Origin of the sequence: uncultured Aquimarina sp., from assembly GCF_947492115.1 — a bacterium.
Classification (GTDB): Bacteria; Bacteroidota; Bacteroidia; order Flavobacteriales; family Flavobacteriaceae; genus Aquimarina.
Genome location: NZ_CANLMM010000002.1, coordinates 182,603 through 197,490 on the forward strand (window position 1 = coordinate 182,603; position 14,888 = coordinate 197,490).

Here is a 14,888-nt window from a genome sequence, read left to right on the forward strand (position 1 = left end):
AAATTCTTATTCTCTATTTCTTTTATGTAAAACAATGTTATAATTCTCTTACAGCTTCTTTGAATTGCCTTCCTCTATCTTCGTAGTTTTTAAATAAATCAAAACTAGCGCAAGCAGGTGACAACAATACATTTTCATTACGCTCCGCTATCTTATAAGCTATGTTAACAGCATCTTTCATTGATTGCGTTTCTATGATATTATCTACACAATTACCAAAAGCATTGATAATTTTGCTGTTATCAACACCTAAACAAATAATTGCTTTTACTTTTTCGTTTACCAGCGGATACAACTCTGTATAATCATTTCCCTTGTCTACACCTCCTACAATCCAAACCGTAGAAGATTTCATAGCATCTAACGCATAAAAAGTAGCGTTAACATTGGTCGCTTTGGAATCGTTCACATACTGAACGTTATTAATTTTTAAGACATTTTCTAGTCTATGTTCTACCCCATGAAAATTTTCTAGACACTCTCTTATAGTAGTCTTTCTTATTTTCAATAATTGTGATACTGTGGCTGCTGCCATAGCATTTTTAACGTTGTGATTTCCTTTTAATGCTAAATCTTTTGTCGGCATGGTTAATTCGTTGTTGTCTATTATTATTTTTATATTATCTTCTTCTAAATACGCTCCATTCTCTACTTTTTCCTTTAATGAAAAAGGCAGTAATTTTGAACGAATAGGATGCTCTGTCAAATACTTTGTAATCACTTTATCATCGGAATCATAAATGAAATAATCATTTTCATTTTGATTCATTACAATCCTGAATTTTGAAGCTATATAGTTTTCAAATTTGTGATCATATCGATCTAAGTGATCAGGAGTGATATTAGTTAACACAGCAATATGTGGCGCAAATGTTTTAATTCCATCTAACTGAAAACTACTTAGCTCTAACACATAATATTCAGCATCATTTTCTGCAACCTGCTTCGCAAAACTATCCCCAATATTACCTCCCATGTTTACATCTAAACCTCCATGACTTACCAAATGATGCGTAAGCATCGTTGTGGTGGTTTTTCCATTACTACCTGTAATTCCAACAATAGTAGCGGAGGTAAACTGTGATGCAAACTCAATCTCCGAAATCACTGGTATTCCTAATCCATTTAGCTTCTGTATTAAAGACACTTTATCAGGAATACCAGGGCTTTTCATGACTACATCAGCATTTAGAATTTTATCTTCTGTATGCTTTTCTTCTTCCCATTCTATTTCAAAATTTCTAAGAACCTTTTTATAATCATCTGTTATCTTTCCTTTATCAGAAACAAAAACCTGATATCCTTCTTTTTTACCCAGAATAGCCGTTCCTACACCACTTTCTCCTGCTCCTAAAACAACTAATCGCTTCACACTACCTTACTTTAAGAGTAATCACTGCCACAATTGCCAGAATAATTCCTATAATCCAAAATCTTGCGACTATTTTACTCTCATGAATCCCTTTTTTCTGATAATGATGGTGCAATGGAGACATTAAAAATATTCTTCTTCCTTCTCCATATTTTTTCCTAGTATACTTAAACCAACTTACCTGCATCATTACAGAAAGTGTTTCTATAAAAAATATTCCACAAACGATAGGAATCAAAAGTTCTTTTCTAATAGCAATAGCGATTACCGCGATTATTCCGCCAATTGTTAAGCTACCGGTATCTCCCATAAAAACTTGTGCTGGATACGTATTGTACCATAAGAACCCAACGAGTGCTCCTGCAAAAGCAGCTATATAAATAGTCATCTCTCCCGAATTGGGTATATACATTACATTGAGATAATCTGAAAAAACAATATTACCAGACACCCAAGCAAACAGCGCCAGTGTGAGTACAATTATTGCTGAAGATCCAGCTGCCAAACCATCTATCCCATCCGTAAGATTAGCTCCGTTCGAAACCGCAGTTACTATGATAATTACAATAGGAATAAAAATCAACCACGCATATTTAGCTAAGTCTGGATTGATCCAGGTGATCAAACTGGCATAATCAAACTCATTATTCTTAGAAAACGGAATTGTAGTTTTGGTAGATTTCACTGCAGGGTTAAAATCTGATTGCTCTTCACTAGATTCTATTTGTACGATATCAGAATTTAACTTCTCTTCCTTTATCGTAATATCATCGTGGAAATACATAGTACAACCAACAATAAGACCTAATCCAACCTGGCCTATTACTTTAAACTTACCCGCTAACCCTTCTTTATCTTTCTTTTTAATCTTCAAATAATCGTCTGTAAAGCCAATTACTCCCATCCACAAGGTGGTAATCAGTAAAAGGATGATGTATATATTATCGATTTTAGCAAAAAGTAATGCCGGCACCACAGTAGCAAGGATTATAATAATTCCTCCCATTGTTGGAGTACCAGCTTTTTCAGCTTGTCCTTCTAAACCTAATTCCCTAATACTTTCGCCCATTTGCTTAGTTCTTAAGAAACTGATAATTCGTTTACCATAGATAGTAGATATCAATAACGATAGGATAATCGCCATCGCCGCTCTGAAGGTGATAAACTGGAACAAAGATGCTCCAGGAAACTGATATTCATTTTCTAAATATTGAAACAAATAATATAACATACTCATCAATACCTTTCCAATACATCCAAATAACTCTGGAATGAAAAGGGTTTATTTATTTTCCTATTTTTTTAAGTTCTTCTTTTACTATTTCAAAATCATTAAAATCAATCCTCTCACCATTTGTCTCCTGATACGTCTCATGACCTTTTCCAGCTATTAGAATGATATCATTCTCTTCTGCAAATTGACAAGCAGTTCTGATTGCCTGTTTACGATCTGTAATGGATATGATTTTCTTATAATTTTGTGGCTCCACTCCTTTTTCTATATCCTCTATAATCTGTTCCGGATTTTCAGTCCTTGGGTTATCACTTGTAAAAACCACCTTATTACTTAGAGCTGTTGCAATATTTCCCATTACAGGTCTTTTTGCCTTATCTCTATCTCCTCCACAACCAACTACTGTAATCAATGTTTCGTTATTGGTACGGATATCATTGATCGTCTCCAAGACATTTTTTAAAGCATCAGGAGTATGTGCATAATCGACTATGGCTGTTACTTTTTTATCAGAAATCAAATACTGAAATCTACCACTCACACTTTCTAAATCACTTAGTAATTGTAAAATCTCTAAGGTTTCTAGACCTAACAATTCAGCGGTTCCAAAAATTGCCAAAAGGTTATACGCATTAAAACTTCCTATCAATTTTGTCCAAACATCATTATCATTTATTTTTAATAAAAGACCGCCCAAACTATTTTCAAGAATTTGCCCTCTAAAATCTGCATATGATTTAAGTGCATACGAATATTGCTTTGCCTTCGTATTCTGAAGCATAAAGCTTCCATTTTTATCATCTTTATTTGTTAAAGCAAAAGCTTTACTACCTAACTGGTCAAAAAATCGTTTCTTAACATCACGGTACTCCTTAAAAGTGTTATGATAGTCCAAATGATCATGAGATAGATTCGTAAAAACACCTCCTTCGAATTCCAATCCTTCAGTCCTTTTTTGATCAATCCCATGAGAGCTGACCTCCATAAAACAATACTCAACACCAGCATCATTCATTTCTTTCAGATAATGATTAATTGTAAGTGAATCTGGTGTTGTATGAGTAGCTTTAAATTCTACATCATCCACTAGTATTTTTACGGTTGAAAGAAGCCCAACTTTAAATCCTGCTTTTTTAAAAAGCTGATACAACAAGGTTGCTATGGTAGTTTTTCCATTAGTCCCTGTTACTCCAACCAGTTTCAAATTCTCAGACGGAGATCCGAAATAGTTATTTGCTATTATTGCTAATGCTTTTTGAGTATCCTCTACTTGAACATACACCAAACCATCAATCAAAAACTCTGGCATCTCCTCACAAATAATTGCGATTGCTCCATTATTAGTTGCCTTCTCTATATAATCATGCCCATTAACAACCGTCCCCGAAATTGCCACAAAGACATCATCTTGTTTGATTTTTCTAGAATCAAATTCAATCTTATTGATAGTTGTTGCAGTATTTCCAACAACAGCATTAATAGGCACCTTATATAAAATATCTTTTAACTCGATCACGATAATTCTATCCTAATAGTTTGATTGTTCTTAACTTTTGTTCCTGGTTCTATAGACTGACTTTTCACAGTTCCCGAACCTTTGATTTCAACTTTTAATCCCATATTTTCTAAAAGAGAAATCACATCCATTGCTGGCATTCCTTTTACATTGGGCATTATAGTTTTATGCTTTCTTGCTTTTTGAAAATACCCTTCATAACTCTCACTTATCTCTTTACTTTCAACAATATCTGCACTTACTTCATCAACCACAGGTATATCGTTATATACTTTTAGTGCGATAGTTTTAAAAACCGGTGCAGCTACTATATTCCCATAATATCCTTTCTCCTTATTCGGCTTATGAATTACAACGATACAAGAATACCTCGGATCTTCTGCTGGAAAATATCCAGCAAAAGAGGATATATATTCTCTTTCTTTATCTTTTCCATAATTACCCCAACAAGTACCAGTTTTCCCAGCTATCTGAAAGTTATCTGTATGTATATTATCAGCTGTACCTCTAATAACTACATTCTTCATCATTTCCTGAACTATTTTAGCCGTCTCTTTCGAGCAGATAGCAGGATTTAAAACCTCTTTATCATATTTTTCTTGAGTTTTATCCCAAGCTTTTACTTCTTTAATAAATCTCGGTTTTACCATCTCCCCATCATTTGCTATCGCATTATAAAATGCTAATGTTTGCAAAGGTGTTACGGCAACCCCATATCCATGAGCCATCCACGGAAGCGTAGTTCCGTACCAATCTTTATCACCTGGATATGGTATTTTAGGCTTCCCTTCTCCTTTAATAGACAATCCTAATGTTTTATGTAAGCCCATATTCATCAATCGGTTTACAAATTTTTTAGGATCCTCTTTATAATTTTCATCTATGATTTTAGCAAAAGCTGTATTTGATGATAACTCGAAAGCTTTAGCAGCAGAAATTTTTCCATATCCTCCCCATTTAGAGTCTTTCACTACACGATCATAGAATCGAACTCTTCCATTCTCTGTATCCACAACATAACTAGAGTCAATTACTTTATCCTCTAGCGCCGCGACCATTGCCATTAACTTAAAGGTAGATCCAGGTTCATGAGATTCTCCCACCGCATAATTTAATTTTTCGTAGTATTTTCCAGATTTAGTCCTACCAAGATTAGAAATTGCTTTGATCTCACCAGTCTTAGTTTCCATTACTACAACTGTTCCATGTTCAGCCTCAAACTTTTCTAATTGTGCTAACAATGCATGATGAGTAATATCTTGCACATTTACATCAATTGTAGATATCACATCAAATCCGTCTTGAGGTTCTACTTCATTTGCGTCTCCAATAGGTTTCCACTGGTTTTTTGCAATTTTTTGTTTTTTACGTTTTCCTTCTTTACCTCTTAAAAACGGACCGTAAGCGCCTTCGAGTCCTACTCTAGTATAATACCCTTGGTCATCACGTCGCTCATAACCAACAGTTCTCTCAGCTATCTTTCCTATAGGATGCTCTCGAATCGTACGTTGCTCTACAATCAGTCCACCACGATTAGCACCATATTTAAACAAAGGAAATTTCTTTACTCTCATATACTGAGAATACCCTAAATTCCTTTTGACTAAGAAATATCTATTTTTATTGTCTCGAGCCCTTCTTAATGCATCATCATAATACTCTGCCGATTTCCCAAATTCTTTAGACAAAGCCTTAGATAACCCATTTATATTTTCTCTAAAATCTTTATCGGTTACCGTTACCGCATCAAATCGAATATCATATTTAGGAACTGAAGTAGCTAACAAATTCCCTTTACTATCATACAAATTACCTCGATTGGCCGGTATATCAAATGTTTTAAAAACTCGTTGCTCTCCTTTAGCACGATATGTATCCCCTTCGACAAATTGTGTTTTTACCAGTTTTACCAACACCAAAATAGCGAAGATGAACATACATCCTGAAATGAAGTACAACCTATTTAATATGTTCTTATCTTTTACTGCCAAAACAAATTATTCTTTTACTATTATTTTCTGTGGTGGTCTTGTTGGTCTTTTAATTCCTTTCTTCGTCATCTTTTCAATTACTGAAGACTCCATTTTTAACTGCATCAACTCAGTTCTTCCATCTACAAATTGTGTTCTCAATTCTCTTACTTCATTATTCAACCTAGCAATTTCATGAACCTTACTTTCTGCATTGTGAGAACTTGCAATCATAATAATGGCTAAAAATGAAAGAAAGAGAAGCATACGCCAATTTTTCATCGCATCATCCGCGATCAAAAACTTACCTTTTAATATATCATACACTGTCTGCTTCATAACCTTTTGTCAAATTCTCTCTGCCACTCTTAATTTTGCACTTCTAGCTCGATTATTTATTTTAATCTCCTCTTCGGAAGGAACGATTAACTTTCCCACTCTTTTAAAAGGAACCGACACATTACCATATAAGTCCTTCTCTGGTTCTCCTTCGAACATCCCATTACGAATAAATCGTTTTACCAATCTATCTTCTAAAGAATGATAAGAGATAAAACTCACTCTCCCTCCAACACCTAGTATCTCCTGTGTCTGCATTAAAAATTCTTTCAATACTTCAATTTCCTGATTCACCTCAATCCTTATAGCTTGGTATATCTGAGCCAGTATCTTATGCTCCTTATGCTTTACCATAAAAGGCTTTAATATCTCCTTTAGCTCTAAACTTGTTTTAATAGGCTGTTTATTTCTAGCTCCCACAATAGCCCTTGCCAATTTTGGAGCATTTCTTAACTCCCCATATTGTAAAAACATCATTCTTAAATCCGACTCGTCATATTCATTAATCACATGATAAGCTGATAATTCGTGATCCTGATTCATTCTCATATCAAGATCTGCTTCAAATCTGGTTGAAAAACCTCTTTCAGCCACATCAAATTGATGTGAAGAAACCCCAAAGTCTCCTAAAACACCATTAACTTTGCGAACCCCATGAAAACGAAGAAATCTTTTTATGAACCTAAAATTTTCATTAATCAATACAAACCTATCATCATCAATAGTATTTGTTAAAGCATCTTTATCTTGATCAAAAGCATATAACTTTCCATTCGGACCAAGTCTTTTCAAAATCTCTCTAGAGTGACCACCTCCTCCAAAGGTTACATCTACATATATCCCATCTGGTTTTATATCTAGTCCATCTACAGTTTCTTTTAATAAAACTGGATTATGATATTCCGTCTGCTTCATCGTCGAATCCCATTACTTCTTCTGCCAGGTCTGCAAAATCAACAGCGGCATCATCAATTGCTTTTTCGTATTGAGTCTTATCCCATATCTCAATAATATTAACAGCGGATGACAGCACTAGCTCTTTGGTAATCCCAGCAAAACTCACTAAATCCTTAGGTATCAAAAGACGTCCTGTTGCATCAATTTCCACAACCTTAACTCCTGCTGTAAACCTTCGGATAAAATCATTATTCTTTTTTTTAAAGCGATTCAGCTTATTCATTTTTTGCATTAGCAGATTCCATTCTTCCATTGGATACAGCTCCAAACAAGACTGAAACACTGAACGTTTTAATACAAAACCCTCTTGCAAAATTGACGAAAGCTGTTTTTTAAATGCTACAGGCAACATCAAACGACCTTTCGCGTCAGCTTTACACTCGTATGTACCTATAAGATTTACCACTTTTTCCTTCTTACTTCTATAATTAGTCAAATATATTGAAAATTTTACCACTTTTTACCACAATCTACCACATTGTTAATAAGTTGTCTCCAAAAATCTTCAAACCTCAACACTCTCACCCTACTATTTTGCTTATCAATGAAATATCGTTTTAGGTATAAATTCTTGGTTTTGACCTATTCAGGAAGAAAAAAAATGAAGGATTAAAAAAATCTAAAAAAATACTGTCGCAGTATTCATAAAAAATCTTCAAACTAATTATGAAAATGCTATATTTGCTTTTAATTCTTGTAAGAAGTATTAATGAAGCACGAATTAAAAAAAGACGGAAAATTCAGTTATCTAGAGCTTGGGGAAGGCACGCCAATCGTGATTTTACACGGATTGATGGGTGGACTAAGCAACTTTGATGGCGTTAGCAATTATTTTCCAAAAAATGGATATAAAGTATTGATTCCAGAGCTTCCTCTGTATGAAATGCCTTTAATAAAAACTAGTGTTGGTACATTTGCCAAATATCTTAGAGATTTTATAGACCAACTTGGATATGACGAAGTAATTTTACTTGGTAATTCTCTTGGTGGTCATATAGGACTTCTGTGCACCAAAATGTTTCCAGAAAAAGTAAAAGCCTTGGTAATTACTGGTAGTTCTGGATTGTACGAAAGTGCCATGGGAGAAAGCTACCCAAAACGTGGTGATTACGAATATATTAAGGCAAAAGCCGAAAATGTATTTTATGATCCAGCAATTGCTACTAAGGAAATTGTAGACGAAGTTTATGCTACCGTAAATGATCGTAACAAATTAATCAGAACACTTGCTATTGCTAAAAGTGCCATAAGACATAACATGGCAAAAGACCTTCCTAACATGAAGACACCAACGTGTATCATTTGGGGTAAAAATGATAATGTAACTCCTCCTGAGGTTGCAGATGATTTTAACAGGTTATTACCTGATTCTGACCTTTATTGGATTGATAAATGTGGTCATGCTGCCATGATGGAACACCCAGAAGAATTTAACAAACTATTACATTCTTGGTTACAAGAGCGTAATTTCTAATCCCAAGGATCTAATGAAGATTAGCAGCGCTGAATTTGTAATGAGTAACAGCGATTTGGCAAAATGTCCTAAAAACAATTTGCCAGAATATGCTTTTATAGGAAGATCCAATGTTGGAAAGTCTTCTTTGATCAATATGTTGACAGGTAGAAAGAGTCTTGCCAAAACTTCTGGAAGACCGGGAAAAACACAACTAATCAATCATTTTATTATAAACAAAAACTGGTTCTTAGTAGATTTACCAGGCTATGGTTATGCAAGAGTTTCTAAATCGTCAAAAAAAGTATTTCAGAAATTTATCACTGCATATTTTTCGAAGCGTACTCAATTAGTATCAGCTTTTGTACTTGTAGACTGCAGACACGAACCCCAAAAGATTGACTTGGAATTTATGCAATGGCTTGGAGAGAATCAAATACCTTTTTCAATCATTTTTACAAAAGCAGACAAACTTTCGAAAACGAAACTACCGCAAAACATTGAAGCATACACCAATGAAATGCTGAAATATTGGGAGGAGATGCCTAATTATTTTATCACGTCTTCTTCTAATGGTTTAGGCAAGGATGATGTTTTGAATTATATTGAAGAAATCAATCAACAGCTTGCTTCTTCTTAGCCCATTTTATTCTTCACTTTTTCTATTAATTCGTCTAAAGAACCTATTTTATTCAGCTCATCTGAACTAATTAGAATGTCATAATTACCCTGATTTTCTTCTACAATAACTGGAAAATGAAACGTCTGATTATGGTTATTTTCTAACCGTTTCAAAAACTCATTTTTATATTCAAAAATCAGTGTATGGGAAGTCGTCTCTCTAAATATCTTCCATTTTTTTCTTTCAGAAAAACTTCCATGTGTTAAGCTGCATAAACTGCAATTATATGTAGAAGGGCTTATAATTTTATGAGCAAAATCCAAGGATTTACTCCAGGAGTCGGATTGAGCATTATACACGAAGATTATTCGCTTCATAATTAACTTAGTTTAGCATATATCTATCCTAAACTACTTTCTTTTTAGATCAAGTTTTTCCGCAAAATAATCACAAAAATCCTTCATTGTAGCCGTCATTTTCTCATCCTGAGTTGCTCTATTAAAAGTTTCGCTCATAGACACCAATGTCTGATGAAAAAACACTTTCATTTCATCCACTGGCATATCTTTTGTCCATAGGTCAATACGAAGACTTTCTTTGTTTTTATTGTCCCAGACTGACAAAAGTAATGCCTTTGTCTCTTCGTTTTCCACACCACCATCTTTTGCTGTCCAATTTAATTTTTCAGGAACCCTATTCTCATCAAGTTCAATTTCAATTTTGATTTCGGATTTATGAGTATTTGCCATTATTTCGCTGGTTTATATTTCGATGCACTAAAAATTGTTTCGGCATCCGTTAATAATAATTGGCGCAAAGATACATTGTTATTTTTCATATACGCATTTACAATTCTCCAACCTATATACTGCCCTACTCTGTCTGGCGATTCTTGATCGATCTCTTCTAAATAAAATTTAGAAAAAGGTCCTGGATAAAGAAATCTTGGTGATAAATCTGCTTCAGTACTGTATAATAATTGTCGATCAATAAAATATCTCCAGATTTCTTCTTCGTTAGCTTTCACCCAATCGAACTGGCTTTCTGTGTACGCCATTTTTTCACTATCCAAAAAATCAGGAAGAAATAGATCTTTTAAGTATAGCTCTTTTCCGTAATAAATCATATTTGCCAAAAATGTTCTGTCTTTAGGCAACTCTACCAATTGTCTCGCATAGGTAGTTGCGATATCAGGTAATATCTGACTTCTTACGAAACGATCTTTTAAATACGCTTGAATTCCTCCATAGAAGTGATGATCTGCTCCTAAATAGGTATCCAAAGAAATGATTAACAAATCATCCGATAAAATAATTTTTTTTTGATAGTTAACATTAGAAGTAATCGTAATCACTCTTGGAACAGTGGCTTCTGGAAAATAATACTGAATATGCTGCAATAAAGACTCTAATTGCTCTCGTTCTACCGAAAGATCAGTAAATGCTTTTTCAACTTCCTGATTAATCTCTATCTGTAACGTATCTTTTGTTTTTTGAATCCAAATGCTATCATTATTCTCACCTGGAAAAAAGAAAGGATACTTATCTTTTACAGATGCTAGATTTTCTTCTGTAACATCTGCAAAAATCCTATCAAAACGTTCTATTCCAATTTTTACGGGTATTGCAGCAATTTCCTTTTCAATTTTACTTTCTTTAGAACAAGATATGATTATGCAAAAAACTACGACTATTTTTAAAAACTTACTATACTTCATTCAAATATTATAATATCTACACAAATAATTACTCTTCCTATTTAACGCTAGCTTTTTTTATTAATTTTATATCGCAAATTTACTATTATCATATATTGTAACTGTAATAATAGTTTATAAATGTAACATAGATATAAATTAACACTACTATAAAAAATAGAATATGCAGACTGAAAAAGTAATTAACCACATTGTAAACTGGTTAAAGGATTATGCTAATAATGCAAATATTAATGGTTTTGTTGTGGGAATTAGTGGAGGTATTGATAGTGCGGTAACTTCAAGTTTGTGCGCTAAAACAGGATTGAATGTTTTGTGCGTAGAAATGCCGATACATCAGGCTCAAAGTCAGGTAAACAGAGCTCAAGAACATATTGCTCAATTAAAAAAACGTTTTGACAAGGTATCTGACACTAGAGTGGATCTTACTCCAGTGTTTGAAGAATTTAAAACTGTGGTTCCTAACGGCGACTCTGAAGCCCGATTAAACCTATCGTTAGCCAATACCAGAGCCAGATTACGAATGACGACTTTATATTATCTAGCTGGGATAAATAGCTACTTAGTAGCAGGTACAGGAAATAAAGTTGAAGATTTTGGTGTAGGTTTTTATACTAAATATGGTGATGGCGGCGTTGATATAAGTCCAATTGCAGATTTATTAAAGAGTCAGGTATATGAATTGGCTAAAGTACTAGAAGTACCCGAATCGATACAAAAAGCTACTCCTACAGATGGTTTATTTGGAGATAGCAGAAGTGATGAGGATCAGATTGGAGCGAGTTATGATGAACTGGAATGGGCTATGAAAATGAAGGATTTAGGTAAGAAAAGTGACGATTTTTCTGGCAGAGAAAAAGAAGTTTTTACAATTTATTCTCGTCTAAATGCCGTAAATCAACACAAAATGGTCCCAATTCCAGTATGTGAAATACCCGTTGATCTGATTTAAACAACATTTTATCGATAACTTGGTAAAAAAAAGTTTACAACTAGTAGTTCTTAGTAATTTTGCACAAAGACAAATATCAGAATTACCCCTAGAAATGTTAACCCCATTAAAATTAAAAATTAACATTATCAATTGTAAACAAGAATGACAAACGTACTAATCGCAGATCATCATCCTATTACTAGAAAAGGGATTGTTTCTCTACTTAGAAACTCTGAAGATTTCGAAATCATCGGAAAAGTAAGTAACGGAAATGAAATGTATGATATTTTGAAATCTAATACCCCAGATATACTAATCATGGAATTAGACTTGCCCCAGATTAATGGCATTATGGCTTTGCGAACCATAAAAAAAGAATTTACTGGAATAAAGGTTATTATATTTAGCTCTCACCCAGAAGAAATGTATGCACTAAGTGCAATTAAGGCTGGAGCTTCTGCATATCTATCCAAGACCGTTGCTACCAAAACTCTTAAAAAAGCTATTGAAAGAGTTGCGCGAGGTGGTATTTATCTTAATGATAATCTTACTCAGCAGTTAGCAAACGGGAATACCAATGAAAATAACATGGTAGTTAAATACAAGAAACTTTCTTCAAGAGAAATAGAAGTATTGAATTTATTATCCTCTGGTAAACGTAATAAAGATATTGCAAGCACCTTGTCTATAAACGAAAAAACTGTAAGTACTTACAAAACAAGATTGTTGAAAAAACTAAAGGTTGATAATCTAGCAGATCTTATACATCAATCTAGATTATTACACATAAATTAAATCACTCTATTTAGTTTTTGATATAATAGTTTTTTTAACGTTTGATAATCTCTAATATCCTCTAAAATATTAAGATTATTTTCAAAATTTTGAGCTTTTACTTCTTGTGAAAGCTCATTTATTTTTTGGTTAATTAAGAATCTACGTAAGTTTAAAATCGTATCTGAAACATACTGAGAAACAGTATGCTTCTTCTGTTTTACATGAATTTCTTTATCGTACCATCGGTGTAATGCATGACGTTCCTCATCCATCATAATTTCAGTAATTTCGTAAGCTACTTCTGGTGGTATTTGATTTATAAAATGCTCTATTTTAAAGTCTTCTTCCTGATTTAGCTTTTCTATCAATATGGTATATACTTCTCTGAAGATACTCTGTGTAAATTCTATTTCGTCTTCCTGAAGATCTAAATATATTTTTTCGAATACTTTTGTTGTATAAAGCTCTGGCTCCAAATACAACTCTCCTTCTTCATTTTCTTTCATCACCAGATCCTCAAACTCTTCTTCTTGAGTACCATAAAGCAGTAAAATCTCAATAATCTTTTTTTCTAAACTATTAAGTTCATTTACCTTCGGTTGCTTTTGTACCTTTTGATCTACAACTTCCAGAGGTTTTTTAGCTTCTTTTTCTTGTTTCCGCGACTCCTTATTCCCAACATTTCGAATTTGAGCTAACGTATCAAAAAGTACATCTTCCGAAATATCCATGATTCGAGAACACTCTTGCACATAGATTTCACGCTTTATAACATCTGGAATCTTCGAAATACTAACCACCATATCTCTCACCAATTCCGCTTTTTTAATCGGATCTGTTTTAGATTCTTCTTGCAATAATGAAGCTTTGAATCGAATAAAGTCCTGAGCATTTTCCTTTAGATATTCCGTAAGTTCATCTAAAGTATTTTGCTTCGCAAAACTATCCGGATCTTCTCCATCAGGAAAGCTACATACCTTTACATTCATTCCTTGCTCGAGAATAAGATCTATTCCTCGAATAGAAGCTCTCATACCAGCGGCATCACCATCAAATAAGACCGTAATATTTTTAGTAAGCCTATTAATCAATCTAATTTGATCTGAAGTTAAAGCTGTACCGGATGAAGAAACCACATTCTTTACTCCAGTCTGATGAAACTGTATAACATCAGTATACCCTTCTACTAAAAAACAATTATCCTCTTTGGCTATGGACTGCTTAGCATGATAAATACCATAGAGCACCTTACTTTTATGATAAATATCACTCTCTGGCGAGTTTAAATATTTAGCTGCTTTCTTCTCGTTTGTTAAAATCCTTCCTCCAAAACCAAGAACACGACCAGACATAGATTGAATAGGAAACATGACTCTTCCCTTAAATCTATCAAACTGCTTTTCTTCTTTAACAATAGTAAGCCCTGTTTTTTCTAGAAACTCTAATTTATAGCCTTTTTTAATAGCCTCTTTAGTAAATGCATCCCAAACATCAGGAGAGTATCCTAATCCAAATTTCTGCATCGTTTCTGTAGTAAACCCTCTTTCTTTAAAATACGTTAGACCAATAGCCTTGCCCTGTTCTGTTTTATGTAACGTATTCTGAAAAAAATCGTTAGCAAACTCACTCACCAAATACATGCTCTCTCTCTCGTTTGCCTGCTCTTTTTGCTGATCAGTCTGCTCTGTTTCTTCTACTTCAATATTATACTTCTTAGCTAAGTATTTTATTGCTTCGGGATAGGTAAAATGCTCATGCTCCATAAGAAATGCAACTACATTCCCTCCTTTACCACTAGAGAAATCTTTCCAAATTTGCTTTACCGGAGATACCATGAATGATGGTGTGCGCTCTTCACTAAATGGACTTAATCCTTTAAAATTACTTCCTGATTTTTTCAGTTGCACAAAATCGCCAATAACCTCTTCTAATCTGGCAGTTTCGAATACAGCATCTATGGTAGACTTATGAATCATGAAGCAAAAATAATATAATTC

At 33.7% G+C, this 14,888-nt stretch carries 15 protein-coding genes; 4 read left to right on the plus strand and 11 right to left on the minus strand.

Annotated elements, in window-relative coordinates:
- Positions 1 to 37: 37 nt before the first annotated feature.
- From murD to mraZ, 7 genes are read right to left on the minus strand one after another with little or no spacing between them, the layout of a single operon-like run.
- Positions 38 to 1,372: a UDP-N-acetylmuramoyl-L-alanine--D-glutamate ligase gene (gene murD, locus Q1A73_RS06215; protein ID WP_299603012.1), complete on the minus strand. Its 1,335-nt coding sequence runs from the start codon at positions 1,370 to 1,372 to the stop codon at positions 38 to 40.
- Between the two features lies 1 nt (position 1,373).
- Positions 1,374 to 2,603, minus strand: coding sequence for a phospho-N-acetylmuramoyl-pentapeptide-transferase (gene mraY / locus Q1A73_RS06220; protein WP_299604647.1), 1,230 nt, complete (start codon positions 2,601 to 2,603; stop codon positions 1,374 to 1,376).
- A 55-nt stretch (positions 2,604 to 2,658) separates the two neighbouring features.
- Entirely contained in the window at positions 2,659 to 4,122 is a 1,464-nt protein-coding gene (locus Q1A73_RS06225; RefSeq protein ID WP_299603015.1) for a UDP-N-acetylmuramoyl-L-alanyl-D-glutamate--2,6-diaminopimelate ligase, read from the minus strand.
- The gene (locus Q1A73_RS06230; protein ID WP_299603017.1) at positions 4,119 to 6,113 is read right to left on the minus strand and encodes a penicillin-binding protein; all 1,995 of its coding nucleotides are present in this window, start codon (positions 6,111 to 6,113) and stop codon (positions 4,119 to 4,121) included. Before Q1A73_RS06230 ends, Q1A73_RS06225 begins: the two co-directional genes overlap by 4 nt.
- Before the next feature lie 6 nt (positions 6,114 to 6,119).
- Entirely contained in the window at positions 6,120 to 6,431 is a 312-nt protein-coding gene (locus Q1A73_RS06235) for an FtsL-like putative cell division protein (protein ID WP_299603019.1), read from the minus strand.
- A gap of 9 nt (positions 6,432 to 6,440) precedes the next feature.
- The gene (gene rsmH, locus Q1A73_RS06240) at positions 6,441 to 7,346 is read right to left on the minus strand and encodes a 16S rRNA (cytosine(1402)-N(4))-methyltransferase RsmH (protein WP_299603022.1); all 906 of its coding nucleotides are present in this window, start codon (positions 7,344 to 7,346) and stop codon (positions 6,441 to 6,443) included.
- Positions 7,324 to 7,794, minus strand: a complete 471-nt coding sequence (gene mraZ, locus Q1A73_RS06245) for a division/cell wall cluster transcriptional repressor MraZ (RefSeq protein ID WP_299604649.1) — start codon at positions 7,792 to 7,794, stop codon at positions 7,324 to 7,326. Before mraZ ends, rsmH begins: the two co-directional genes overlap by 23 nt.
- A 303-nt stretch (positions 7,795 to 8,097) precedes the next feature.
- Here mraZ and Q1A73_RS06250 point away from each other — a divergent pair, with 303 nt between their 5' ends.
- Both Q1A73_RS06250 and yihA read left to right on the plus strand, forming a co-directional pair.
- The gene (locus Q1A73_RS06250; protein ID WP_299603025.1) at positions 8,098 to 8,862 is read left to right on the plus strand and encodes an alpha/beta hydrolase; all 765 of its coding nucleotides are present in this window, start codon (positions 8,098 to 8,100) and stop codon (positions 8,860 to 8,862) included.
- A 13-nt stretch (positions 8,863 to 8,875) separates the two neighbouring features.
- Positions 8,876 to 9,481: a ribosome biogenesis GTP-binding protein YihA/YsxC gene (gene yihA / locus Q1A73_RS06255; protein ID WP_299603027.1), complete on the plus strand. Its 606-nt coding sequence runs from the start codon at positions 8,876 to 8,878 to the stop codon at positions 9,479 to 9,481.
- Here yihA and Q1A73_RS06260 read toward each other — a convergent pair.
- The 3 genes from Q1A73_RS06260 to gldB are packed head-to-tail and all read right to left on the minus strand — an operon-like array spanning position 9,478 to position 11,180.
- The gene (locus Q1A73_RS06260; protein ID WP_299603029.1) at positions 9,478 to 9,840 is read right to left on the minus strand and encodes a GTPase; all 363 of its coding nucleotides are present in this window, start codon (positions 9,838 to 9,840) and stop codon (positions 9,478 to 9,480) included. The genes yihA and Q1A73_RS06260 overlap by 4 nt on opposite strands.
- Before the next feature lie 33 nt (positions 9,841 to 9,873).
- On the minus strand, positions 9,874 to 10,212 hold the full coding sequence (gene gldC / locus Q1A73_RS06265) for a gliding motility protein GldC (RefSeq protein ID WP_299603030.1): 339 nt from the start codon (positions 10,210 to 10,212) through the stop codon (positions 9,874 to 9,876).
- On the minus strand, positions 10,212 to 11,180 hold the full coding sequence (gldB, locus tag Q1A73_RS06270) for a gliding motility lipoprotein GldB (protein WP_299603032.1): 969 nt from the start codon (positions 11,178 to 11,180) through the stop codon (positions 10,212 to 10,214). Before gldB ends, gldC begins: the two co-directional genes overlap by 1 nt.
- A gap of 163 nt (positions 11,181 to 11,343) precedes the next feature.
- Here gldB and nadE point away from each other — a divergent pair, with 163 nt between their 5' ends.
- Both nadE and Q1A73_RS06280 read left to right on the plus strand, forming a co-directional pair.
- Entirely contained in the window at positions 11,344 to 12,132 is a 789-nt protein-coding gene (gene nadE, locus Q1A73_RS06275) for an NAD(+) synthase (RefSeq protein ID WP_299603034.1), read from the plus strand.
- Positions 12,133 to 12,276: 144 nt separating this feature from the next.
- A complete protein-coding gene (locus Q1A73_RS06280) occupies positions 12,277 to 12,909 on the plus strand; it encodes a response regulator transcription factor (RefSeq protein ID WP_091407582.1) in 633 nt (210 codons plus the stop codon).
- On the opposite strand, the gene dnaG is transcribed toward Q1A73_RS06280, so the two are convergent.
- Positions 12,906 to 14,867, minus strand: a complete 1,962-nt coding sequence (gene dnaG, locus Q1A73_RS06285) for a DNA primase (RefSeq protein ID WP_299603036.1) — start codon at positions 14,865 to 14,867, stop codon at positions 12,906 to 12,908. The two genes, Q1A73_RS06280 and dnaG, sit on opposite strands and share 4 nt — an antisense overlap.
- Positions 14,868 to 14,888: the final 21 nt, after the last annotated feature.

Bases quoted from the DNA above. Each gene is read 5' to 3' on its own strand.
- mraY (WP_299604647.1), bottom strand. From the start codon at position 2,603: ATGTTATATTATTTGTTTCAATATTTAGAAAATGAATATCAGTTTCCT.
- Q1A73_RS06235 (WP_299603019.1), bottom strand. From the start codon at position 6,431: ATGAAGCAGACAGTGTATGATATATTAAAAGGTAAGTTTTTGATCGCG.
- rsmH (WP_299603022.1), bottom strand. From the start codon at position 7,346: ATGAAGCAGACGGAATATCATAATCCAGTTTTATTAAAAGAAACTGTA.
- Q1A73_RS06250 (WP_299603025.1), top strand. From the start codon at position 8,098: ATGAAGCACGAATTAAAAAAAGACGGAAAATTCAGTTATCTAGAGCTT.
- yihA (WP_299603027.1), top strand. From the start codon at position 8,876: ATGAAGATTAGCAGCGCTGAATTTGTAATGAGTAACAGCGATTTGGCA.
- Q1A73_RS06260 (WP_299603029.1), bottom strand. From the start codon at position 9,840: ATGAAGCGAATAATCTTCGTGTATAATGCTCAATCCGACTCCTGGAGT.
- gldC (WP_299603030.1), bottom strand. From the start codon at position 10,212: ATGGCAAATACTCATAAATCCGAAATCAAAATTGAAATTGAACTTGAT.
- gldB (WP_299603032.1), bottom strand. From the start codon at position 11,180: ATGAAGTATAGTAAGTTTTTAAAAATAGTCGTAGTTTTTTGCATAATC.
- nadE (WP_299603034.1), top strand. From the start codon at position 11,344: ATGCAGACTGAAAAAGTAATTAACCACATTGTAAACTGGTTAAAGGAT.
- Q1A73_RS06280 (WP_091407582.1), top strand. From the start codon at position 12,277: ATGACAAACGTACTAATCGCAGATCATCATCCTATTACTAGAAAAGGG.
- dnaG (WP_299603036.1), bottom strand. From the start codon at position 14,867: ATGATTCATAAGTCTACCATAGATGCTGTATTCGAAACTGCCAGATTA.